This window comes from Streptomyces sp. NPDC053432, assembly GCF_055585365.1.
In genome coordinates this window covers 155,320-176,690 of sequence record NZ_JBVJKF010000018.1, presented here as the reverse complement: position 1 = coordinate 176,690, position 21,371 = coordinate 155,320, and the positions used below count along the sequence as shown (strand labels likewise).

Here is a 21,371-nt window from a genome sequence, read left to right as displayed (position 1 = left end):
CCTCGTACTGGGCGTACTCGGGGCTTCGGCCGGTGCGGCGAGAGTGCGTGCCGGGCGCCGTGGGCGCCGTGCGGGACTTTCGCAACACCCCCTAGGGGGCGGTCGCCGGAGTGGTGTTCGCGGTATCGAGCGGAAGGCGGGCGCGGACCTGCCAGCCGCCGCCGGGCATCGGTCCGGCGTCCAGTCGGCCTCCCATGGCGGCTGCCCGCTCGCGCATGCCTTCGATGCCGAAGCCTCCCCCGCGGGCCGGTTCGGGGAGCGGCGCGCCGTGGCGGCCGTCGTCGGTCACCTTCAGCTCCAGTCCTCCCCGGACGGCGGAGAGCTCGATGGACACTCCGGTGGCATCGGCGGCGTGTTTGCGGATGTTGGTCAGGGCCTCGCGCGTCAGCCGGTGGATCCCGGCGGCCACGTCTGCCGGGAGGCGGTCCTCCAGGCCCGGTTGAATGTCGATCTCGACGGCGGGTCCCGTGGTGGCGAATGCGGCGGCCAGTTCCCGTACTTCGCGGATTCCGGCGGCCGGGGCGCGTGAGGCACCCCGCGTGGGTTCCGCGCGGCGCATGACGGCGACCAAGCGGCGCATGGCGCCCAGCGCCTCTTCGGCCTCCTTGCCGATGGAGGCCAGGACTTCGTCCGCGGCCGCGGCGTCCAGGCGGGCGAAGCGGGCGCCCTTGGTCTGTACGACGATGCCGGTGACGTGATGGGCCACCACGTCGTGCAGTTCCCGGGCCAGTGCGCGCCGCTCGGCCGCGCGCAGTGCGTCGAGGTCGCGGATCCGCTGCTCGGACTGGGCGCGCAGGAGGACCGAGAAGGCGGCGACGACCACCGTCAGGAGGGTTATGGCGAGCGTCCACTCGCGTGGGTCCACGTCCCGCGCGGGCACCGCGACGCACGCCACCGCGAGGGCCGGGCCCAGGATCAGCGCCGCCCCGGCCGAGCCACGCCACGTGACAGCCGCCAGCAGCAGGAGCAGACCTGCGATCTCGCTCGCACCGACGACCGGGAGCGGGTGGTCGCCCGTCACCAGGACCAGCGTGACCGTCCAGGAGACGGCGGCTGCCACACCCGCCCGTACGGTCAAGGAGACCCGCTCCACCGGCACGGCGCACAGGCATACGACGACGGCGCCTCCCGCGACGAGGGCGAACCGCTCCGGAGGCAGGTGTTCCAGCAGGAGGACGTCCAGCACCGTCAGCCCCAGCAGGACTACGGCCACCGCGAGCTTGATCCTCCAGGAGTGCGGCGGGCGGTCTCGCGCCCAGCGCGGCAAGCCCCTCACCGTGCCCGCCCCAGAGCACTCGCACCGCTGGGGGCCGTGGTCCTCATTGCGTTCATGACGAGGCAATATCGCACCCTTGCAGGCATTGGGCCGCGACCGGGCGGGCAGGCGCGGCGTGCCGCCCTGAACGGCTCAGCGGCGACTCGGCCGGCCGCCGGAAACCGAGGACGCTGTGCGTGGCGGCCCGCTCGCGTCCCGTGATGAAACTTTTGGGTACACGGTCTTCCGTCCCTTAGGCCGATCCGCGTGGTGCCTCGGAATTCGTAGCGTTGTGGGTGTCGCAGGACAGGAAAGCAAGTTCCTCTCCGCTGATGATGGGAATTCGACATGCATTTTGCTTCCCCACGCCGCTTGCTCTGCACCGCTGTCGTCGCTCTCGGCTCGCTGGCGGTCGTCGGAGGCGCGACCACGGCCGCATCTGCCCGGTCGACCGTCCCCGACAGTGCCACTGCCGGACCGGTCGCAGCGGTGTCGGCGCAGCAGCGTCAGCTGGTGAACACCCAGCGACTGGCTGACGGATCGATTGCCAAGATCTACAAGACGGGTGACCGCTACGTGGCAGCGATCTTCTTCCACGGCAGGAAGATCGCCACCCTGACCACCCGCACCACCGTGTTCCGCCACCACGGGGTGAACTACAGCTTCCATCCCTACAAGGGCAGGGTGTGGGCCGAGAAGCGGGGCGGTGAACCGCGGCCGCCGGGGCCGATCACGCCGATGCCCGCCCCGCCGACCGACGATGAAGTGGTGCCCCCGCCGCCGGACGACGACCCGGCACAGCCGGTCCCCGCACCGCAGCCGACGCCGGACGACGCCGTCGCGCCGGTCCCCGACCTGGCACCGGAATCGGACGCGTCGGACGCAGTGGACGCGTCGGACGCGGGAGCGCCGCACGCAGTGGACCCCACGCCTGATGAGCCTGATGAGGCCGCCGCGACCGCCGACAGCGCCGCGCCGCAGCCCGCCGACGGCTGACAGGTCCGTTCCGGACCGGCACGCAGCCGGTCCGGAACGGAGTTCGATCGCACACCGGACCACGTATGAAGGGAGCCGACATGGGCAGCATCCGGACGACCGCCATCGTCATGGCCGGCAGTGCCACGCTCGCGGCAGGACTGGCCGCGCCCGCGGGGGCGGCGGGCCAGGACCCGGCGACACGCGCCGACCGGCCCGCCACCGCGCCGTACGTCTACTGCGGCACCGGAGCCGCGGGCGGCCTGGCCGTCCACGCGAAGGACGGAAGCTTGTGCCCCACTGCCCGGAAGGTGGCGGCAGCCTTCGACGCGACGACACGCCGCCACCCCGGCACTGACATGCCCGTCACCTTCCGGGTCGACGGAGTTCCGTGGAAATGCGAGAGCCGCGAAGGCGACCCCAACCCGTACATCGTGTGCGTCAACCGGGAAAACCCTGCAGAGCAGTTCGAGCTGAATTCCTGAACAGGCCGAGAAGAACCGCCGTGGGCCGGGGCGGGAAACGCAGACGACAGTCGTCTCCCGCCCCGGCACGCGTGCGCGGAACCCCACGTGAGGAGTAACCGACATGCGTACGACCCCAGTACGGCTGGCGACAGCGATCCTGCTCACCACGGCCCTGGCCGCCACCGGTGCGGCCACCGCCGCTGCCTCGACCCCCGCCCCGGTACCCTCCGCTCCCGGCTACAGCGTGGGAGCTCCCCTCGACCGGAACATCGAGGGCATGCCGTACTGCCCGGTCGGCTACGGCTACGTCGTCGTCGACAACGACCGAGCCGTGCTCGTCGAGGGCAGCGGAAACTTCGTCGATGGCGTCCTGCAGCGGGGAGAGACCGTCGATGACGCCCAGGGCGGCACCCTCACCTTCAACCGGGACGGCAGGAGCATCACCTACAACGACTACGAACACCATGACGGGCGGCTGGTCACCGAGGTCTGCAAGCCCTACAAGTAGACGACCGGCGCAGGCCCCGGCGCCGCCGCCGACCAGTGTCAGGTCACCACCGGGTGCGGCACCCAAGTGCTGGGCAGCGGGTGTGCGGCGACGATCCCGATCGCCGTCTCCGGGTTGCCGTCCGTTCGGATCTGACGGTCTTCACTCTGCAGTCACTGGATCATGCAGCGGTGACGACCCGGGATGTCGAACTCGCGCGTCGGATCTCTGCCGCCGCTGGCAAGTCCGGGTTTCCGACGGATCCCGGACTCGGAACGGGGTCGCCGCGGTCGGTCCAGGTTCTCGAGATTGCAATCGATGCCCTGAGCATCTCCGGGATTCGACCGTTTTGGAAGGCGGTCCTGGGCTATGCCGATGAGGCGGGCGCCGAGGGGCCGGAGGATCCGCTCGTCGACCCGATCAGGCAGGGCCCGGCCGTCTGGTTCCAGCAAATGGACCGCGCGCGTCCGCAGCGCAATCGCATCCATATCGACATCAGTGTTCCGCATGACGAGGCACTTCGGCGGATCGAAGCCGCCCTGGCAGCTGGGGGCCGACTCGTGTCCGCCAGCCGTGCCCCGGCCTTCTGGGTGCTGGCCGACCTGGAGGGGAACGAAGCCTGCGTCACCACGTGGCAGGGCCGAGAAAGCTGACACAACGCGCTGGTCGCACCAATTCGTTGATGCCGCCGCGAGGGCGGTCGCCTCGTCACGGACCCCACACGCGCCGGACCCCCGCTGATGCGACCCGCGACATCCCCGGCCAGTACGGCTTGCCGCGCGAGCACTCCACTCCCCTGCCGGGGGCAGCGACGGTTCAGCCCGCGGCGGCGGGCGGGGCTGCCCCGAGTGAACGGGCACGCCGCCGCAAGCTGACGACGACCAGGGCCGGCTGGTTCTCCGAGCCGGCGGTCGTGCGCAAGACAGCCGCTGATCGTTCGGCGGGTGCCTGTTTCGTGCCGGACACGAGGGGGACACGCTCAGCAGGCCACCGGAGCGCCGAAGCTCCGCCCGGCGGGCCGGTGGCGGCTCCACCGTCCATCCAATTCGGGTGAACGGCCCGCAGAGGCGTGCCGGAGCCACGGACCCCGTCATCAGTGACTTCCGGGGTTGAGGTCCTGTGTGTCGTCTCTCTCACCGTCGTGCCGCACTCGTGCCGCGGCACCGAGGGAAACATCATGAAAGCAGCGGTATACGAAGGACCGCGGACGGTCGTGGTGAAGAACGTACCGGACGCGAAGATCGAACATCCCTGCGACATCATCGTCAAGATCACCACCACCAACATCTGCGGTTCGGACCTGCACATGTACGAGGGCCGCACCTCGTTCGAGTCCGGCCGCACCATGGGACACGAGAACATGGGCCAGGTCGTGGAGGTCGGCTCGGCCGTCCGCAAGGTCCAGGTCGGCGAGTACGTGGTCCTGCCCTTCAACATCGCCTGCGGCTTCTGCAAGCAGTGCGAGCAGGGTCTGACCAACTACTGCCTGACCATGCAGCCGGAACCGGCCCTCGCCGGGGCTGCTTACGGGTTCGCCGACATGGGCCCCTACCAGGGCGGCCAGGCGGAGCTGCTGCGCGTGCCCTACGGCGACTTCAACGCGCTGCGTCTGGGCGAGGACGCCGCCGAGCGGCAAACGGATTACGTCATGCTCGCCGACATCTTCCCCACCGGCTATCACGCGACCGAGATGGCCCACGTCAAGCCAGGTGACCAGACGATCGTCTTCGGGGCCGGGCCCGTCGGGCTGATGGCGGCCTACTCCGCCGTACTCAAAGGCGCCGGCCGCGTCTGGGTGGCCGACCACCAGCCCGACCGGCTGCTCAAGGCAGAGGAGATCGGGGCCATCCCGATCAATACCGCCGAGCAGGACCCGGCGGAGGTCGTGAAGGAAGCCACCCTCGGTCTCGGCGCCGACAACGGGTGTGAGTGCGTCGGCTACCAGGCACACGACCACGAGGGACAAGAGGACGCAAGCCTCACGCTCAACGGCCTGATCGACTCGGTCAGGTTCACCGGCGACATCGGCGTCGTGGGCGTCTTCCTGCCCCAGGACCCCGGCGGCGAAGAGGCGCAGGGCGAGCTGGAGGCACAGGGCAAGGTGCCACTCGACTTCGGGATGATGTGGCTCAAGGGCCAGCACATGGGGACCGGCCAGGCGCCCGTGAAGAGGTACAACCGGGCGCTGCGGGACCTGATCGCGGGCGAGAAGGCGACGCCGAGCTTCATCGTCTCCCACGAGCTGAGCCTGGACGAGGCCCCCACCGCCTACGAGCACTTCGACGCCCGCGACGACGGCTGGACGAAGGTGGTACTGCATCCGGATGGCCACGGCAACGGCCACAAGTCGTAAGAAGACGGAGAGTTCAGCCGCTCCAGCACCGGCGGGCGAGACCGGCGACCAGCCCCGGCCATCGCGGCCAGGGAGCCGACGCGCCTTCGGGGGGCGCCGCCGGGCTGGCGGGAGCGGCTGGGAATCCCGGCAGCTCCGGCGGCTCTGCATTGGCGGCTTCCGCGGGCTCACCCCTGGCCGGCCGGGGCCATGAACCCCAGTCGGCCCTCGCCGGGCCGGACCCGGCGGGGTTCAACCCCGGGTCTGGGTGGCGCGGTAGCGGGAGGGGGAAATCCCGTACCGGGAAGTGAACGCCAGGCGCAGTGCTTCGGTGGTCCCGAATCCGCAGCGGGCAGCGACCCGGGCGACGGGCAGGTCGGTGGTGGCGAGGAGCTGGGCGGCCGCCTCCGTGCGGGCCAGCCGCACGTACCGGCCCGGAGCCTGGCCCATGTGCTCGGTGAACAGCCGGGTCAGATGGCGCGGCGTCACCCCGGCGCGAGCGGCCAGCGCAGCCGTGCCCAGGTCGTGGTCCGGATGAGCGAGGACGTGCTCGGCGATCGAGCGGACCAGGTCGTTGTCGGGTGGGGGCGCAGCCGTGAACACGCTCATCTGCGCCTGGTTCCCGGGTCTTTGCAGATAGGTGACCAGGTCCCGGGAGACCTGTCGGGCCAGTTCTGCCCCGTGGTCCTCCTCGATGAAGGCGAGAGTGAGGTCCAGGGCGCTGGTGACGCCGGCGGCCGTGTACACGTTCCCCTCGCGGATGAAGATGGGCGCCGGGTCCACCGTGACCTCGGGGTGGCGGGCAGCCAGGCGGGCCGCGTACCGCCAGTGGGTCGTGGCGCGCAGACCGTCGAGCAGTCCGGCGGCGGCCAGGATCCCCGCCCCTGTGCAGACGGACGCCACCCGGCGGCTCTCCCGGGCCAGGCGCCGGACGTGCCCCACGAGGCGGGTGTCCCCGGCCGCCTCCTCGAAGCCGAGGCCGCCCGAGACGACGAGGGTGTCGAGGGGGCCGACGAGCCGTTCGAGGGACTCCTGTGCCTGCAGGACGAGGCCCGAGCCGCAGACGATCGGGCAGCCGCCTGGGCCGGCCACGCTCACCCGGTAGGGCCGGGCCGGCCGGCCGAGCCCGTTGGCCATAGCCAGGCCGGTGGTCACACAGGCGATGTCCAGCAGTTCGGCCGACGTGTAGCCGACCACCACCACGTGCCGTTCCCCCATGCGCCGACCCTATGCCGGAAGGACGGATACCCCAAGACGGCGGACACCTTCCGGCCGGGAAGGGCAATGTGTCCGCGCACTGCCGGACGGTGGGGGTGAACCCGCCCCTTCGCGTCCTGGAGCCCCCGTGTACACCGACCCCGCCCCGTCCCGGCCCCGTCCCCCCGGCCCCGCCATGGATCCCGCGGCCGAGCCCGGCCACACCTGCGCCTCGCGTGGCCGGGCGGTTTGGGCTCCCGTGACCGGACTCGGCCGCCGGTGGCCCACCCTGCTGGCCCTCGCCCTGGGAGCCGCCACCTTCGCCGACGGGCTCCCCGGACCAGGCTTCCTGGCCGGGCTCCTGATCACCATGCCCGTGTGTTACCTGGTCTTCGGCGTCTTCCGGCGTGAGCTGGGCGCGCCGAGGGCCCTGGCCGTGCAGCTCGCGGGCCTCCTCGGCTTCACGGCCGTGGCACTGACCGCGCTGTCGGTCGACGGGACTCTCGGCCTGCGCCTGCTGGCCGCGGGCTGGCTCGCCCACGCCGTCTGGGACTTCACGCACCACCACACGGGCCGGATGGTCCCCCGGGCCTGGTCCGAGTGGTGCGGCGTGGTCGACCTCTGCGGCGCCCTCGCCCTTGCCCTCCTCGCCTGAACCGCGTCCTGCGGCTCAGGCCCTCACCGAGAGCGTGCGCGCGCTGGGCGAGGACCACCCGCACCTCGCCGCCACCCGCCACCCGCCACCCGCCACCCGCCACAACTGGCAGCCACACACCTGGAGTCCGGGAATCCCGGACGGCCGATACCCCTCCTGAAGCAGGCTGTCGCCACGAACATGCGCACGCTGGGGCAGGACCACGGGTGCACTTCGCGCCTGGCTCGGCGCGGCATTCGGCGGGACACCGGTGTGCGGACCTGCAGGGACCGGCCTCAGGGGCGGGTGTCGAAGGGGCCGAGGACTTTGTGGTCGAGCCTGAGGGATTCGACCATGGTCCAGGCGTTGTCGAAGGTGAAGACGTCGGCGCCGCCGAGCCGGCTGATCCAGGCCGGGGTGACGGCGTCGGCCGTGGTCCGGGTGAGGATGTCGAGGTACTCCTTGAACACGGCCCATACGTTGCCCGGGTACTTCGCGAAGAGGGGGCCCACGTCGACGAATTCGGTGATGGCCTTCCTGCCGTGGTGCTCCAGGTCGCGCAGGTACTCCTGCTGGATCTCGACGTCCTGCCGGGTACCCAGGCGGGTCAGATGCGCGCCGATGTAGGTCTTGAAGTCGAACTCCAGGATCTGGTTGTGGGCGTTGATCCAGCCGGGGATGTTGGTGGACACGACGAGGTTCCTGAACGGGACCCAGCCGGGGTACACGATGTCGGCGACGTTCAGGACCTTCTGCCGCGGCGCGTAGACGAACAGGTTGTCCGGGGTGTGGTTGGGGCCCTTGTAGTGGAGCTCCAGGACCTGGTCGCCCACCTCCAGGCGGTAGTGGCTGGAGACGGAGCGGTTCGGCATCGGCGGGCGGCTGGATTCGGGAACCTGCTTCAGCAGGTGGGTGGTCTGCTCGTGGGCGATGATCACCAGGTTCGGGAGGCTCGCGTCGCGGAGCCTGTCGGCCGCGCCGATGTGGTCCGCGTGGTAGTGGGAGTACACCAGGTGGCTGATGCGTGCGCCGGGTGCCACCTCCTCGATCGCGCGGAGGATGTTGCCCCCCAGCGTCGGCGGAGCGTCCACGACGATGACACGCTGCCCCTTGCGGTGGTGACGTTCGGTCACCAGGAACATGATCTGGTAGAAGCCGTCCGTCAGCCAGTACAGCCGCTCGCTGATCTCCTGGACCAGATAGCCCTTCGCGGGGATCTGCGGGCCGAGTGCGGTGGGGGGAACGGGCGCGTAAGCGCCCGGTGCGGCGGCGGCCGCAGCGGGGTTTGCGAGTACGGCTTGCAGCGCGGGCACCGACGCCACGAACGCCGAGTACTTCAGGAAGCTGCGACGGCCGGCCGGGTCGTGAGCGACGGGAGGAACGGGCTCCCCGCCAGGAGTTGTCGTCATGGGCTCTCCCCAGAGGTGTGCCTTCGAATCGACGGGTGTGGCAGCCCCTCCTGCCGGCAGAGCGGCTCGCTGCGGCCCGCTGGTCGCCGCAGACTGGAAGGGCGGGGCAAATCTAGGTGCTGTGCCCCGCTCCATCGATGAGCCACGCTGAGCCTGTTTTCCTGCCCGTGCGGCAATGCGGATCAGGAAGGTACGCGGACGGGCGGCCATCGCCCGCGGGCATGTCGCCCGACTGGCGGGCGTCAGGCGGTGGTGATGTCGCAGGTGTAGTCGGCGGAGCCTGAGCCCGCGTAGGCGGCGACTTCGAGGTAGTAGGTGCCGGTGGTCGTTGCGGCATGGGTGAGGGCCTCGTCGGTGCCCGCGCCGTCGTTGACGGACCGTGCGAGGCTGCCGCCGCCTGCGTCGAGCAGGTACACGTCGGCGTCGTAGTCGTCGGGTACGTCGCACTGGACGTTCGCGCGCCGGCCCGTCGTGAGGTGGATTGCGAAGTAGTCGCGGTCGCCGCTGGTGGCCAGGCGGCCGGTGAGCGCGGCGGGTGCGGTCAGGGTGGTGGCGTCGTCGGCTCTGTCACGGGTGTCGTTGGGTTCGGTCTCGGTGAGGGCGTGGGCGGCCGTGCAGGTGGTCTGCGGGGTTCCGTCGTAGAGATCGGGGTCGGGGGCTCCGGCGATGACGCTGCGCAGGTAGTACCCGCAGGTCGGACGGCTGGCGAAGTCGAAGGTGGTGCCGGGGGTGAGCTTCCAGATCTTGTAGTCGGTGTAGGTCAGGGGCCGGCGGGCTGCCACCTGTTCGCCCTGGTGGTCGCCGAGGACGACGTAGCTGTTCCTGCCGTAGGCGGTGGCCAGCCCGTTCCTGTCGATGTGGAGCGAACCGCCCTCCTCGACGCCGACGCCCCAGGCGGAACCGGCTGAGGTCAGGCCGTCCTTGACGGAGCGGGCGACGAAGGCCATGAGGCGGCCCATCCGGTCGCGGGCGACGAAGTGGGAGTCGTTGACGACGTTGTCGTAGTGGTTCCAGGTGAACAGGCCGGTGGTGAGGCTGATGGCGCGGTCGTAGGGGTTGGCGAGGGCTTCGGTGCTGGTGACGCTGCCGTTGCAGGCGTCGTAGACGATCGGGCTGTTGACGTGGTGCCCGGCGCTGCCGCCGCCCGATCCTCCCCCTTTGGCCACGACCGATTCGACCGACGTTTCGAGGGCGGTTCCCTTCCAGGCGGTGTAGCGGCATTGGTCGCCCCCGGCGAAGTACACGAACTCCGCGTTGCGTACGTCCGCGTTGACCTGGGTGTTGCTCGCGTCGGAGGTGGCGGTCAGTGTCCAGGTGGTGCAGGAGTTGACGCCGGGCAGGGTCATGACGGTGTCGCATTCGGGCGTCTTGCTGCCGCTGGTGGGGGCCGATCCGGCCAGGACGACCACGTCGAGGCTGCCGGTGCCGCCGCGGATGTCGTCGATCGCGCGGCTCATGGAGCCGGGCACGATCGCGCCGGCGCCGTTCATGGTGTAGGCGGGGCCTTGCCAGGAGGCGCGGGAGATGTCTGCCGCGTTGCCCAGGCGGACGCGGGATGCGGCGGCGTGGGCGGGTGCGGCGGCGACGAGGAGGCCGGGCAGCACCAGCAGGGCTGCCGCGGCTGCGGCGAGTCGGGGTCGGCGGGTGGTCCGTTGCATGGCGGCGCCCTCGATCGGTGAGTGGGGACTGCGACGCGAGATCCAGCGCGTCTGACGTAGTAGTGGAAGATACAAGTCAGCCGGATCCGCGAACAGATGTAACACCGAGATCGATTGCTGACGAGCGCAAGAGGCCACAGAAGCAGAGTTTTCGGGTGTAAAGGGTTGACCCACCACCCGAAGTCGGAGCTCTGCACGGAAGTAACGTGCGATACATCTAGCCATTCCGTGCGTTCATCTGTAACTTCCGGTGTGGCTTGCCGACGGCAGCCGTCCTCCTGTGTCTTCCCTCCCCTTGTGAACGAGGTCCGAGAGTCATGCACGCACGTACACCCTTCGCCCGCTCCCTGACTGCGGCGCTCACCGCGCTCACCGCGCTCACCGCGACCGCTGCTCTGTCGGCGTGCGGCAACGGTGAACCCGCAACCGCAGCCCCCGCCCCCTCCGGCGCCGACGTGGCCGGGGTGCGGGTCCAGCCCGACCAGGACCTGCACAACGCGCTGCCCGAGGCGATCAAGAAGTCCGGCACCGTACGGGTGGCGACCGACGTGCCCTACGCGCCGTTCGAGATGTTCGTCAAAGAGGGGCAGAGCGAGCTGACGGGCCTGGACTACGACCTCGGCCAGGCGCTGGGCGCCAAGCTCGGGGTGAAGTTCGCCTTCACGCCCCAGAAGTTCGACGGCATCATCCCCGCCCTCCAGGCCGGCAAGTACGACGTGGCGATCTCCGCCATCACCGACACCAAGGAGCGCCAGCAGGTCGTCGACTTCGTCGACTACTCCCAGTCCGGCTCAGGCCTGCTGGTCGCCGACGGCAATCCGGCCAAGATCACCACCTTGGACGACCTGTGCGGGCACCCGGCCGGCGTGCAGGCCGCCACCAACCAGGCCGACCTCCTCAAGGCCCACCAGTCCCGCTGCGCCGAGCTGGGCAGGCAGCCGATCGACATCCAGACCTTCCCCAAGGACTCCGACGCCCAGCTCGCCCTGCGCGCGGGCAAGGTCGTCGCCGATGTCCTGACCAAGCCGGCCGCCGGGTGGACCGCCAAGACCGCCGAGAACGGCGGCGCTTTCGACTCCGTCGAAGACCCCGCGGCCCAGGGCGGCTACAAGGCCTCCCCCAACGGCATCGCGGTGTCCAAGAAGCAGCCGCGGCTGACCGAGGCGATCCACAAGGCACTGCAGCAGCTCGTCGCCGACGGCACCCTGACAAGGATCTGCGACAAGTACGGCGTCGCGTCGATCGCGGTCAAGGAAGCCACGAAGAACGCGGGCGCCCAGTGACCGACACCACCACGGCATCCGGCACACCTCCCACGATGACCGCCACGTTCCAGGACGGGGCGCTCGATGTGGTGCCGGTCCGTCACTACGGGCGCTGGGTCGCGGCGGTCGCGGCCGTGGCCGCACTGGCCGGCCTGGCCGGGTCACTCGCCAAGAACGACAACCTCCACTGGGACGTCGTCGGCGACTACCTCTTGGCCGGTCTGATCTTCGACGGGATGGCCACCACCGTGTGGCTGACCGCCGCCGCCATGGCCCTGGGGCTGATCCTGGGCACCGTCGTCGCCGTCATGCGCCTGTCGTCCAGCCCCGTGCTGTACGGCCTGTCGTCCCTGTTCGTATGGGCTTTCCGCGGCACACCGCTGCTCGTGCAGATCATCTTCTGGGGGTACGCCGCAGCCCTTTACTCCCAGATCAAGATCGGAATCCCGTTCACGGGCATCACCTTCGTCTCCTGGGACACCAACACCGTCCTGACCCCCGCGGTGGCCGCCCTCCTGGCCCTCGGTCTGAACGAAGCCGCCTACGCCTCCGAGATCGTCCGCGCGGGGATCCAGTCCGTCGATCCCGGTCAGGCCGAGGCCGCGCACTCGCTGGGCATGCGCCCGGCCCTGACCATGCGGCGGATCGTCCTGCCACAGGCCATGAGAGTCATCATCCCGCCCATGGGCAACGAGACCATCAACATGCTCAAGATGACCGCTCTGGTCTCGGTGATCGCAGCCCACGACCTGATGTCCAACATCCAGGAGGTGTATGCCCAGAACTACCAGGTCATCCCCCTGCTGGTCGTCGCCAGCTGCTGGTACCTGGCCCTCGTCTCCCTGCTGAGCATTCCGCAGGCCTGGCTGGAGCGCCGCTACGGACGCGGCGCGGCCCGCGGCCACAGCACCCCGGCGTTCCGGCGGCTGCTCGGCGGCGCGGGCACCCTCTGGGCCCACCGTACGAGGAAGGAGTCCGGGCGATGAGCAAGCCCATGGTCCAGGCACGTGGCGTCCACAAGAACTACGGGAGCCTGCGGGTGCTGCGGGGCATCGACCTGACGGTCGAGCGCGGTCAGGTCTGCTGCCTGCTGGGGCCCTCGGGCTCGGGCAAGTCGACCTTCCTGCGGTGCATCAACCACCTCGAGACCGTGGACGGCGGCACGCTCACCGTCGACGGCGACCTCGTGGGCTACCGCCGCCATGGCGGCAAGCTGCACGAACTGCGCGAGCGGGAGGTCGCCGAGCGCCGGCGCGACATCGGCATGGTCTTCCAGCGTTTCAACCTCTTCCCCCACATGACCGCTTTGGAGAACATCTGCGAGGCGCCTGTGAGAGTCGCGGGCGTCTCGAGGCCCGACGCCGAGGTCGAAGCGCACCGGCTCCTGGAGCAGGTCGGGCTCGCGGACCGGGCCGGCCACTACCCCGCGCAGTTGTCCGGCGGGCAGCAGCAGCGCGTGGCCATCGCCCGCGCGCTGGCGATGAAGCCGAAGCTGATGCTCTTCGACGAGCCGACCTCGGCCCTCGACCCGGAGCTGGTGGGTGACGTACTGGACGTCATGCGGCGCCTCGCCGCCGACGGGATGACCATGGTCGTGGTCACCCACGAGATCGGCTTCGCCCGGGAAGTCGCCGACACGGCCGTTTTCATGGACGACGGCGTCGTCGTCGAGGCGGGCGACCCGCGCCAGGTCCTGACCGATCCGACGCAGGAGCGGACCCGCGCGTTCCTGTCCAAAGTCCTGTGACCGCCCCGGTCAGCCCGCGGCCGTCCACCCGGGCGCTGCGGGCCCGCGCCGCCGCCCGGCACAGCGAGTACCTGGCCGACCTCGCCGCCCTGGTGGCCATCGACTCCGGCTCCTACAGCCCCGACGGGATCAACCGCGTCGCCACCTGGTTCACGGAGCGGCTGGAACGCTACGGCGCCACCACCCGCACCGTGCCCGCCGGACGCCACCGCGGCCGGGCTCTGGGCAGCGCGCTCGTCGCCCGGAAGAAGGGTGCCAGGAGGGCGGCAGACGGAGGGCGGCGCATCCTCCTCGCCGGCCACATGGACACCGTCTTCGACGACGGCACCGCGGCCGCCCGCCCCTTCACCCTGAACGGGTCCTTGGCCCACGGGCCTGGTGTCAGCGACGACAAGGGCGGTCTCCTGGCCGGACTGAGCGCGCTGGAGATCCTCGCCGAGGAGGGATTCGACGACTACGACGAGATCATCTTCCTCGCCACTCCCGACGAGGAGATCGGTTCCCCCGGCAGCGCCCCCCTCACACGGACCCTGGCCGCCGAAGCCGACTTCGCGCTGGCCCTGGAATGCGCCCGCGAGAACGGTGATGTGGTCATCGCCCGCAAGGGAGTTGCCGAGTACCTCGTCACCGTCACGGGTAAGGCGGCGCACGCGGGCATAGAGCCCGAGCGCGGCGCCCACGCCGCTCTCGCCGCAGCCCATCTGACCATTGCCCTGCAATCCCTCAACGAGCAGGAGGACGACGCGACGATCAACGTCGGTGTCGTCCGATCCGGCAGCCGCCCCAACATCGTCCCCGAGCGGGCCGAACTCCACATCGAGGTCCGGGCGACCACCACCGCCTGCATGGACCGTATCGGCCTCGCCATCGAGGCGACCGCGGCGCGCCTGCCCGTACTCGGCACGACCGCCACGGTGCGGCAGCTGGACCTGTGCCCGCCGATGGAGGCGACAGGCGGCAACCGCCGCATGCTGGCCCTCGCCCACGGTGCCGGCCGTGAACTGGGGCTCGCCTTCGGGGCGGCGAGCACCGGAGGCGTCGGCGACGCCAACACCATCGCCGCCACCGGCACGCCGGTCCTGGACGGCCTCGGCCCGGTCGGCGGCGCCGACCACACCCCCCAGGAATGGCTCGACACCACCACCATCACCGACCGCATCACCCTCCTCACCGTGCTGATCGCCCGCCTGTGCCACACCACCGCCACCTGAACGGAGCCCCCATGCCCGGCACCCGCTCACGACGCAGCCTCCTGGCCGCCACCGCAACCATGCTGCTGGCCGCCCTCGCCGTCCCCACCGCCCACGCCTCCCCCGCGCACAACCCGACCCGCGGCGGTTCGCTGGTCCTGGTCGGCGGCGGCCTCAAGGACGACAACAAGGCCGTCTACGGCGAGATCGTCAACCGCGCCGGCGGCGCCGCCGCCCGCATCGGCGTCCTGACCGCCGCCTCCATCCCCGCCAGCCAGGACCCGAACGCCGACGACCCAGCCCGGTGCGGCAACTCAGCCTGCAACGGCGCCTATTACGCCTCCCTGTTCAAGCAGCACGGAGCCGCCGACGCACAGTGGATACCCGTCGACCTCGATCACCTCACCAACGCGGACTCCGACGTGGTCGTCGCCCAGGTCAGCTCCATGACCGGCTTCTTCTTCGGCGGCGGCGACCAGTACCGCTACATCACCACCCTCCTTCACGGCAGCGCGCACACCGACAGCAAGGTCCTGGCCACGATCCGCGCCAAGCTCGCCGCCGGCGCCGTCGTCGCCGGGTCCTCCGCCGGCGCGCAGATCATGGCCGGGGCCGACATGGTCACCGGAGGCGACTCCTACCAGGCCCTGCGCGACGGGAGCAGCCCCGGTTACTTCGACGACCCAGCCCGCCTGGGCTACCTGCCGGCGGGCGGCTTCGGGTTCCTGCGCTCCGGCCTCCTCGACACGCACACCGGCGCCGCCGGCCGCGAAGGACGCGCTCTGCGCCTGGCCGCCGACACCGGCCACACACGCGTCTACGGCCTCGAAGAGAACACCGCCCTCATCATCGACAGCCCCGGCACACCCGCCGAGACCGCTACCGTCAGGGGCACCCGCGGCCTGACCGTCCTCGACCTCCGCCAAGCCCGCGCACACACCACGACCGCCGGCTGGTCGCTGAACGGAGCCCGCTACACCTACCTCACCGACGGCGACCGCTACCTGCCCCAGACCTGGCAGGCCCTTCCCGCCCCCGGCAAGCACCCCATCACCCCGACGGGCGACACCCCGATTCCCCCCAACACCGACGCCTTCTACTCCCCGGCCAACACCAGCGGCCGGCCCTACTCCCTCCTGGGCACCGCCCGTGCCCTCGCGGCCAGCCGCACCCAGCGCACCGCGACGGCTTCCACCTTCGAGACCGATCCGCGCTACACCGTGACGCTCACCCGGACACAGGCCACCACCGCATGGGCCACCGGCTCCTCGGACCCGACGACGCTGACCTCGCTCGCCCTCACCATCACCCCGGACTGAGCCCGAGGCAACGGCAAGCCCGCACATCCGTGTTCGCCGCGCCGGCACTAGGCTCGGCGAACACGGCACTACCTCTCCGGAAGGAAACCACCCGACGATGACCGGCACCATCGCCGACAGCATTCGCGCCGGCCTTGGCGCGCTCAGCCCCGCTGAACGCAAGGTCGCCCGAACACTGCTGGCCGGCTACCCGTCCGCGGTCTTCGAAACCGTCGCCGTCATCGCCGAACGCGCCTCGGTCTCCACCCCCACCGTCCTGCGCTTCGCAGCGCGGATGGGCTACCGCGGCTTCCCCGACCTCCAGGCGGCGGTCCGCAGCGAACTCGACGTCCGCAACGCCTCCCCCGTCGCCCTGTACGAAGCCGCAGGCCTGGGTCACTCCCATGACACCACCAGCACTGCGGGCCTCCTCGAACACGGCAACGCCACCTTCGCCCCCGCACTCGCCCAGACGCTCGCCGAAATCCCCCCGCACGACTTCCAGCGCGCAGTCGAACTCCTCGCCGACCGCAAACGCCACATCATCCTCGCCGGAGGCCGCTTCACCCACCTGCTGGCCCAGTACCTCGGCCTGCACCTGATGCAGCTGCGCGAAGACGTCCGCTTCCTGCCCGACCGGCCCGTCGAACGTACGGCGGCACTGGCCCAGCTATCCCGCCGGGACGTCGTCGTGCTCTTCGACTACCGGCGCTACGAGGACGACAAGACCGCCATCGCCCAGCTCACCCGCGAGGCCGCCGGCAAGACCGTCGTGTTCACCGACCCCTGGCTCTCCCCCGCCACCGCCCACGCGGACGTTGTCCTGCCGAGCCAGGTGGGTGCCACCGCCCCCTACGACAGCCTCGTTCCCACCCTCGCCGTCATCGAGGTACTCATCGCCGGCATCATCAACACCCTCGGTCCCCAGGCACACCAGCAGCTGCGCCACAACGAGGAAGTCGCGCACCGCATAGGGTTGGTGTAGAGCTCTCGAAGCTGTGCGCCGGCTCCTTCGAAGACCCCGCCGGGCACCTGATCGAGTTCATCACCCGCCCGTATCTCGTCCAACAAGAGACCCCAGGTCCCGTCCCGCAGGTTGCGCGGCCCGGGCGCCGCTCCGGCGTAGCCGAGCCGGCAAAAGCCCCGACCGGCCCGGGGGGGGGAGGGCCAGTCGGGGCGGGCCACGACCAGCCGGGGGGGAGGGCTGGCCGGGCGTTTGAAGGTGTGGGCGGTCGAGGAGGGTCGCCTCACGGCGAAAGGTACTGCGGGGCTTCAGTCGGATGATCTTCCCCGCAAGCGGATGGTTGGACCCGGGGACATCAGCCCCTTCGCCCTACCCACACATACAGAAGAACGGTCGACCATGCCCGGATGTTCCCGACCTCCACGAACCGGCCGGCTCACCCGGCGGCGGCGACCGGCCCGGCGCCGCACCCCGGAACGTTCCCGGCAGCTCGATCGAGTACGGGCCCGTACTGACCCACGTGGACAGCGACGACGCCGAGCCGAGGGCGGGGACCCATCCCTGACTCTGAGGCTGCACCCACATGCGCCGGCCCCTGTTCCACCACGCGGCCCGCAGGCAGGGCTGCGCGACGCTCTCGCGGTCTGCCGACCGGGTGGCCGCCGCGGCCCAGGGTTTCAGCGGTCGGATCCCTTGTGGAGCTCGCGCAGCACGTCCTGCTCCTCTTGGGTGGGGCGGGACGGTTCGCGCTTTCCGGTTCCCATGACTTCCTGCGCGGCGTCCTTGACCTTGTGCGCCATGTCCTGCATGCGGTTCTTACTGCCGGGCTGGGCCGCTTGGCGCTGCCGCTCCTCCTCGGGTGTCACGTCGTTCTCGCCGGTCACGCGTTCCAACGGTGATTTGTCAGCCTTCGGGTCAGACATGACGGCGCTCCCTAGCTTCATATGGGTAATGCGGCTTTGCTTTGCGCCTGTCCATTCCGCTCCTCCTCAACCGCCGAGCCTCGGGTGTCCGTCCTGCTCACCGGCGGCTCCAGCCGTATCGGCCTGGCCCCGGCCCGGGAGCTGCGGCGGCGCAGGGGCCTGCCGTACCGGATCCAGGTCAGCGGGATCTGTCCGGCCGGCGTGGACACCCCCAGCTCGCCGTAGCGAAGCCGCTCAAGGGCATCGGGGCGGGCCGCCCGGTGATCGTCCCCGATGCCGGAAGCGGGCCGGATCACCCGGAGCAGGCGCCGCCCACCCCGGCACTGACGGCAACAGCCCCGGCCGGACACAGTGCCGCAGGGAAGCGGATGCGGCACGTCAATGGTCGGCTGCGGTGCCGACGGGATTTGAACCCGCGAGACAGATGGGAGCAGGCCCGCCCCGTCTCCGTCACTCGCCGTGGGAGGGACCTCGCCCACGGCGATCGCAATGGACCGCTCTGCCACGGCACCGCAGCCTGCGGAAGTGCGCGCACTCCCGCTGCGAAGAAAAGCGTAGGGACACCGTCCTCTGGGGACGAATCATTATCCGGGGGTCAGCGCAGGACCTGGACCGCGTAGAGCGCGCCGATTCCGGTGGCGAGGGTGCCGAGCAGGAGCCGGAGGGCCGTCTCGGGCAGGTGCGGCTGGAGGCGGGCGCCGAGGTATCCGCCGAGGAGACCGCCGACGCCGCAGGAAAGCCCCAGCAGCCAGTCGGGGGCGACGTCGCCGGTGGCGGCGAGGGAGAGCAGAGCGTAGGTGGTCGCACCGACGATGGAGGTCACGAAGGTGGAGGCGAGGGCTGCGGGCGCGACGGTGGCGACCGGTGCCCCGCGGCCGACGAGGATCGGGCCGAGCAGGGAACCGCCCCCGATTCCGTAGATGCCGCCCGCCACGCCGACGGCCAGGGCCAGCGACGTCGTCGCGCGGGGCGAAGGCCGGTGGGAGGTGCGGGGTGGCGCCGGGCGTACGGTCCGCAGCCACAGCCACAGGCCGAGTGGCAGGAGCAGTGCCGCGATGAGGAGGCGGAAGATGCGCGGGCCGGGTACGGCGTAGACGCGGATCACAGCACCGATGACGACGCCGGGTACGGTGCCCGCGATCAGGAGTCGGGTCAGCGGTCCGCCCAGCTGTCCGGCCCTCCAGTAGCGCAGGAGGGCACCGGGGCCGGCCACGACGTTGTACAGCAGGTTCGTGGGTGTTACGGCCGGGCTGGGCACGCCCAGCACGCTGACCTGGACGGGCAGGAGGAAGACCGCTCCGGAGACGCCCACGGGCGCGGTGATGACGGATATCAGCAGCCCGGCGGCGAATCCGGGCAACCCCATCGACCACTCCACGACGTCCCCCTCGGCACTCTCCGAACGGCACCCGGAGCAGCCTCCGGATCAGGCGCCTCCCGTTCCCGTGATCATCGGCCCCGCCCCGATCCAACCGCCTCCCGAGGCGGTGAACAACTGCCGTCCACGTCGCCGACGGGCGGGAGTCGGCGCTCATCATCAGGCCTGGGGGACCAGGCGGTTCTCGTGGGCGAAGACGACGGCCTGGATCCGGTCGCGGAGTTCCAGCTTGAGCAGGATCCGCCCCAGATGGGACTTCACGGTCGCCTCCGCGAGGTACAGGGCGGCCGCGATCTCGGCGTTGGACAGGCCGCGACCGACCTCGACGAGGACCTCGCGCTCCCGGGCGCTGAGCCGGTCCAGCCGCTCGTCGCGGACGGCGACGGGGGTGCCCCTCTCGGCCAGGTGCGGACGGAAGTCCTCCAGCAGGCGCCGGGTGATCCGCGGGGAGAGCACCGCGTCGCCCGCCGCGACGTTGCGGATCGCGGCGAGCAGCTCCTCGGGCCGGGTGTTCTTCAGCAGGAAGCCCGAGGCCCCGGCGCCGAGCGCGGCGAAGGCGTACGCGTCCAGGTCGAACGTGGTCAGGATCAGCACCTTGCTACCCGGGGAGACCTCGACGACCTGCCGGGTCGCCTCAATCCCGTCGGTCCCGGGCATCCGGACGTCCATCAGTACGACGTCGGGCCGCAGCTCCCGGGCGAGGCGGACGGCCTGGGCGCCGTCCGCGGCCTCCCCGACCGGGGCCATGTCGGGCTGGGCCTCCAGGACCGTGCCGAAGGCCATCCGGAGCAGCGCCTCGTCGTCGGCGATCACGATGCGGATCGTCATACGACGCCCGTCCCGCCGCTGCCCAGCAGGAGCCGGGTCCGCACGCCCCAGCCGCCGCCCGGAAGCGGTCCGGCCCGCAGCGTCCCCCCGTAGGCGGCCGCGCGCTCGCGCATACCGGGAAGGCCGTGACCGGACGGTGGGGCGTCTGCAAGCGCCGTCCGGGGCCCGCTGTCGGTGACCTCCACGCCCACGCTCCCGGCCGAGCACTCGACCAGGACCGTGGCGCGGGTGCCGGTGGGAGTGTGCTTGAGGGTGTTGGTCAACGCTTCCTGCACCAGGCGGTAGACAGTGAGTTGTGCGGTGGCCGGCACATGGGCGTGGCGGCCGCGGACCTGCAGGCCGGTCGGCAGCCCGGCGGCGGCCATCTGGTCGGCGAGCGCCTCCAGCTGGGCGATGCCGGGCAGCGGGTGGCGCTCGGCGTCGGGCTCGTCGGCCCGCAGGACGCCCAGTGAGCGGCGCATGTCGGTGAGGGCCTGCCGGCCCGTCTCGGAGATCTGCTGCATCGCGGCGGTGGCCCGGTCCGGGGACCTGTGCTGCGCGTAGAGGGCGGCGTCGGTGAGCGCGACCATGACGGACAGGTTGTGGGTGACGATGTCGTGCATCTCGCGGGTGATCCGGGCCCGCTCCTCGGCGACGGCCAACTGCGCCTGCTGCTCCTGGTGCAGCGCCAGCCGTTCGGCCCGCTCCTGCACCGCGGCGAGGTAGGCGCGGCCGGTGCGCACGTTCACCCCGAGGACCGCGGCCGCCACCACCGTCGCGGAGAGCGCGACGAACGGGGTCAGGAAGGCGCCGTTCGACGCCCACCGCAGGCAGGCCAGCACGGCCCCGCCCTCCACGAGGGCTGCGGCGAGCAGCGTGCCACGCCGGCCCGTGTGCGCGGCCGCCGTGTACAGGGCCACCGGCAGGGCGATGTCCGCGGCCAGTTGGACGTCCGCCAGCCACTGGACGAAGGCCGCGGCGACCACGGCGGCGAACACCGCGAGCGGAGCCCGGCGCCGCCACACCAGGGGCACCGCCAGGGCGGCGGTGAGCGCCGCCGCCACCGGCAGCTCCCGGGCCGGGTAGGTGGTCACGACGTGGAGCAGGAGCAGCGCCGGCAGCACCGAGTCCCACACCAGGCGCGGTACCCGGTCCCCGTGGCGCACCGTCACACCTCTCCGCCGACCGGCCGTCGTGGCGGCCCGGCCGGGGCCGCCTCCTCGTACAGCCGCAGCCTAGGCCGCGGGCCCGCGCCGCACATGATCCCGGCGTCGGAACGCACCAGGCACGGCGTACGACCACAGGATGAGACCGCTACCTCCCGCGGTGGCAAGCCGGCCGCCGGTCCGGGGTGCCCGGTTGCCACCCCGGTCGCGCCGCGGCTC

21 protein-coding genes and 1 tRNA gene are annotated in these 21,371 nt (G+C 71.1%); 13 read left to right on the top strand and 9 right to left on the bottom strand.

Annotated elements, in window-relative coordinates; genetic code table 11:
* Positions 1-91: 91 nt before the first annotated feature.
* The gene (locus tag ACZ6Y1_RS27205; protein ID WP_469635091.1) at positions 92-1,213 is read right to left on the bottom strand and encodes a sensor histidine kinase; all 1,122 of its coding nucleotides are present in this window, start codon (positions 1,211-1,213) and stop codon (positions 92-94) included.
* Between the two features lie 555 nt (positions 1,214-1,768).
* Between ACZ6Y1_RS27205 and ACZ6Y1_RS27200 the strand changes: the two genes are divergently transcribed.
* The 5 genes from ACZ6Y1_RS27200 to ACZ6Y1_RS27180 all read left to right on the top strand — a co-directional run bounded on the left by ACZ6Y1_RS27200 (position 1,769) and on the right by ACZ6Y1_RS27180 (position 5,537).
* Positions 1,769-2,251: a hypothetical protein gene (locus tag ACZ6Y1_RS27200; RefSeq protein WP_469635086.1), complete on the top strand. Its 483-nt coding sequence runs from the start codon at positions 1,769-1,771 to the stop codon at positions 2,249-2,251.
* An 80-nt stretch (positions 2,252-2,331) separates the two neighbouring features.
* Positions 2,332-2,715 (top strand): hypothetical protein, encoded by a 384-nt coding sequence (locus tag ACZ6Y1_RS27195; RefSeq protein ID WP_469635083.1) that lies wholly within the window; start codon positions 2,332-2,334, stop codon positions 2,713-2,715.
* Between the two features lie 103 nt (positions 2,716-2,818).
* The gene (locus tag ACZ6Y1_RS27190; RefSeq protein ID WP_469635079.1) at positions 2,819-3,205 is read left to right on the top strand and encodes a hypothetical protein; all 387 of its coding nucleotides are present in this window, start codon (positions 2,819-2,821) and stop codon (positions 3,203-3,205) included.
* A gap of 170 nt (positions 3,206-3,375) precedes the next feature.
* The gene (locus ACZ6Y1_RS27185) at positions 3,376-3,837 is read left to right on the top strand and encodes a VOC family protein (RefSeq protein ID WP_469635075.1); all 462 of its coding nucleotides are present in this window, start codon (positions 3,376-3,378) and stop codon (positions 3,835-3,837) included.
* Positions 3,838-4,361: 524 nt separating this feature from the next.
* Positions 4,362-5,537 (top strand): glutathione-independent formaldehyde dehydrogenase, encoded by a 1,176-nt coding sequence (locus ACZ6Y1_RS27180; RefSeq protein WP_469635068.1) that lies wholly within the window; start codon positions 4,362-4,364, stop codon positions 5,535-5,537.
* A 231-nt stretch (positions 5,538-5,768) separates the two neighbouring features.
* On the opposite strand, the gene ACZ6Y1_RS27175 is transcribed toward ACZ6Y1_RS27180, so the two are convergent.
* On the bottom strand, positions 5,769-6,734 hold the full coding sequence (locus ACZ6Y1_RS27175) for a GlxA family transcriptional regulator (RefSeq protein ID WP_469635062.1): 966 nt from the start codon (positions 6,732-6,734) through the stop codon (positions 5,769-5,771).
* Between the two features lie 238 nt (positions 6,735-6,972).
* Here ACZ6Y1_RS27175 and ACZ6Y1_RS27170 point away from each other — a divergent pair, with 238 nt between their 5' ends.
* Positions 6,973-7,368 carry a hypothetical protein gene (locus tag ACZ6Y1_RS27170; protein ID WP_469635057.1) on the top strand — a complete coding sequence of 132 codons (396 nt, stop codon included), beginning with the start codon at positions 6,973-6,975 and terminating at the stop codon, positions 7,366-7,368.
* Between the two features lie 275 nt (positions 7,369-7,643).
* On the opposite strand, the gene ACZ6Y1_RS27165 is transcribed toward ACZ6Y1_RS27170, so the two are convergent.
* Entirely contained in the window at positions 7,644-8,756 is a 1,113-nt protein-coding gene (locus ACZ6Y1_RS27165) for an MBL fold metallo-hydrolase (RefSeq protein WP_469635055.1), read from the bottom strand.
* A gap of 242 nt (positions 8,757-8,998) precedes the next feature.
* Positions 8,999-10,414 (bottom strand): pre-peptidase C-terminal domain-containing protein, encoded by a 1,416-nt coding sequence (locus ACZ6Y1_RS27160; protein WP_469635051.1) that lies wholly within the window; start codon positions 10,412-10,414, stop codon positions 8,999-9,001.
* Positions 10,415-10,731: 317 nt separating this feature from the next.
* Between ACZ6Y1_RS27160 and ACZ6Y1_RS27155 the strand changes: the two genes are divergently transcribed.
* The 6 genes from ACZ6Y1_RS27155 (at position 10,732) to ACZ6Y1_RS27130 (ending at position 16,899) form a co-directional block, all read left to right on the top strand.
* Positions 10,732-11,697: an ABC transporter substrate-binding protein gene (locus tag ACZ6Y1_RS27155; protein WP_469635048.1), complete on the top strand. Its 966-nt coding sequence runs from the start codon at positions 10,732-10,734 to the stop codon at positions 11,695-11,697.
* A gap of 35 nt (positions 11,698-11,732) precedes the next feature.
* Positions 11,733-12,665, top strand: a complete 933-nt coding sequence (locus ACZ6Y1_RS27150) for an amino acid ABC transporter permease (RefSeq protein ID WP_469635045.1) — start codon at positions 11,733-11,735, stop codon at positions 12,663-12,665.
* 8 nt (positions 12,666-12,673) lie between these two features.
* Positions 12,674-13,426: an amino acid ABC transporter ATP-binding protein gene (locus tag ACZ6Y1_RS27145; RefSeq protein ID WP_469635112.1), complete on the top strand. Its 753-nt coding sequence runs from the start codon at positions 12,674-12,676 to the stop codon at positions 13,424-13,426.
* Positions 13,423-14,637 (top strand): M20/M25/M40 family metallo-hydrolase, encoded by a 1,215-nt coding sequence (locus ACZ6Y1_RS27140; RefSeq protein WP_469635042.1) that lies wholly within the window; start codon positions 13,423-13,425, stop codon positions 14,635-14,637. Before ACZ6Y1_RS27145 ends, ACZ6Y1_RS27140 begins: the two co-directional genes overlap by 4 nt.
* Before the next feature lie 11 nt (positions 14,638-14,648).
* Entirely contained in the window at positions 14,649-15,935 is a 1,287-nt protein-coding gene (locus ACZ6Y1_RS27135) for a cyanophycinase (RefSeq protein WP_469635039.1), read from the top strand.
* A 97-nt stretch (positions 15,936-16,032) separates the two neighbouring features.
* Complete coding sequence (locus ACZ6Y1_RS27130) at positions 16,033-16,899, top strand: MurR/RpiR family transcriptional regulator (RefSeq protein ID WP_469635033.1); 867 nt, start codon at positions 16,033-16,035, stop codon at positions 16,897-16,899.
* Between the two features lie 656 nt (positions 16,900-17,555).
* On the opposite strand, the gene ACZ6Y1_RS27125 is transcribed toward ACZ6Y1_RS27130, so the two are convergent.
* Positions 17,556-17,801 carry a hypothetical protein gene (locus ACZ6Y1_RS27125; RefSeq protein ID WP_469635028.1) on the bottom strand — a complete coding sequence of 82 codons (246 nt, stop codon included), beginning with the start codon at positions 17,799-17,801 and terminating at the stop codon, positions 17,556-17,558.
* A gap of 84 nt (positions 17,802-17,885) precedes the next feature.
* On the opposite strand from ACZ6Y1_RS27125, the gene ACZ6Y1_RS27120 reads away from it, so the two are divergent.
* Entirely contained in the window at positions 17,886-18,026 is a 141-nt protein-coding gene (locus ACZ6Y1_RS27120; RefSeq protein ID WP_469635024.1) for a hypothetical protein, read from the top strand.
* A gap of 167 nt (positions 18,027-18,193) precedes the next feature.
* On the opposite strand, the gene ACZ6Y1_RS27115 is transcribed toward ACZ6Y1_RS27120, so the two are convergent.
* The 4 genes from ACZ6Y1_RS27115 to ACZ6Y1_RS27100 all read right to left on the bottom strand — a co-directional run bounded on the left by ACZ6Y1_RS27115 (position 18,194) and on the right by ACZ6Y1_RS27100 (position 21,158).
* A tRNA-OTHER gene (locus tag ACZ6Y1_RS27115) sits at positions 18,194-18,313 on the bottom strand.
* An 83-nt stretch (positions 18,314-18,396) separates the two neighbouring features.
* Complete coding sequence (locus ACZ6Y1_RS27110; protein WP_469635017.1) at positions 18,397-19,179, bottom strand: TSUP family transporter; 783 nt, start codon at positions 19,177-19,179, stop codon at positions 18,397-18,399.
* Positions 19,180-19,338: 159 nt separating this feature from the next.
* The gene (locus ACZ6Y1_RS27105; protein WP_469635014.1) at positions 19,339-20,007 is read right to left on the bottom strand and encodes a response regulator; all 669 of its coding nucleotides are present in this window, start codon (positions 20,005-20,007) and stop codon (positions 19,339-19,341) included.
* Positions 20,004-21,158, bottom strand: coding sequence for a sensor histidine kinase (locus tag ACZ6Y1_RS27100; RefSeq protein ID WP_469635012.1), 1,155 nt, complete (start codon positions 21,156-21,158; stop codon positions 20,004-20,006). The genes ACZ6Y1_RS27105 and ACZ6Y1_RS27100 overlap by 4 nt, the downstream gene beginning before the upstream one ends.
* Positions 21,159-21,371 lie beyond the last annotated feature (213 nt).

Bases quoted from the DNA above. Each gene is read 5' to 3' on its own strand.
- ACZ6Y1_RS27195 (WP_469635083.1), top strand. From the start codon at position 2,332: ATGGGCAGCATCCGGACGACCGCCATCGTCATGGCCGGCAGTGCCACG.
- ACZ6Y1_RS27190 (WP_469635079.1), top strand. From the start codon at position 2,819: ATGCGTACGACCCCAGTACGGCTGGCGACAGCGATCCTGCTCACCACG.
- ACZ6Y1_RS27180 (WP_469635068.1), top strand. From the start codon at position 4,362: ATGAAAGCAGCGGTATACGAAGGACCGCGGACGGTCGTGGTGAAGAAC.
- ACZ6Y1_RS27175 (WP_469635062.1), bottom strand. From the start codon at position 6,734: ATGGGGGAACGGCACGTGGTGGTGGTCGGCTACACGTCGGCCGAACTG.
- ACZ6Y1_RS27165 (WP_469635055.1), bottom strand. From the start codon at position 8,756: ATGACGACAACTCCTGGCGGGGAGCCCGTTCCTCCCGTCGCTCACGAC.
- ACZ6Y1_RS27160 (WP_469635051.1), bottom strand. From the start codon at position 10,414: ATGCAACGGACCACCCGCCGACCCCGACTCGCCGCAGCCGCGGCAGCC.
- ACZ6Y1_RS27155 (WP_469635048.1), top strand. From the start codon at position 10,732: ATGCACGCACGTACACCCTTCGCCCGCTCCCTGACTGCGGCGCTCACC.
- ACZ6Y1_RS27150 (WP_469635045.1), top strand. From the start codon at position 11,733: ATGACCGCCACGTTCCAGGACGGGGCGCTCGATGTGGTGCCGGTCCGT.
- ACZ6Y1_RS27145 (WP_469635112.1), top strand. From the start codon at position 12,674: ATGGTCCAGGCACGTGGCGTCCACAAGAACTACGGGAGCCTGCGGGTG.
- ACZ6Y1_RS27135 (WP_469635039.1), top strand. From the start codon at position 14,649: ATGCCCGGCACCCGCTCACGACGCAGCCTCCTGGCCGCCACCGCAACC.
- ACZ6Y1_RS27130 (WP_469635033.1), top strand. From the start codon at position 16,033: ATGACCGGCACCATCGCCGACAGCATTCGCGCCGGCCTTGGCGCGCTC.
- ACZ6Y1_RS27125 (WP_469635028.1), bottom strand. From the start codon at position 17,801: ATGTCTGACCCGAAGGCTGACAAATCACCGTTGGAACGCGTGACCGGC.
- ACZ6Y1_RS27105 (WP_469635014.1), bottom strand. From the start codon at position 20,007: ATGACGATCCGCATCGTGATCGCCGACGACGAGGCGCTGCTCCGGATG.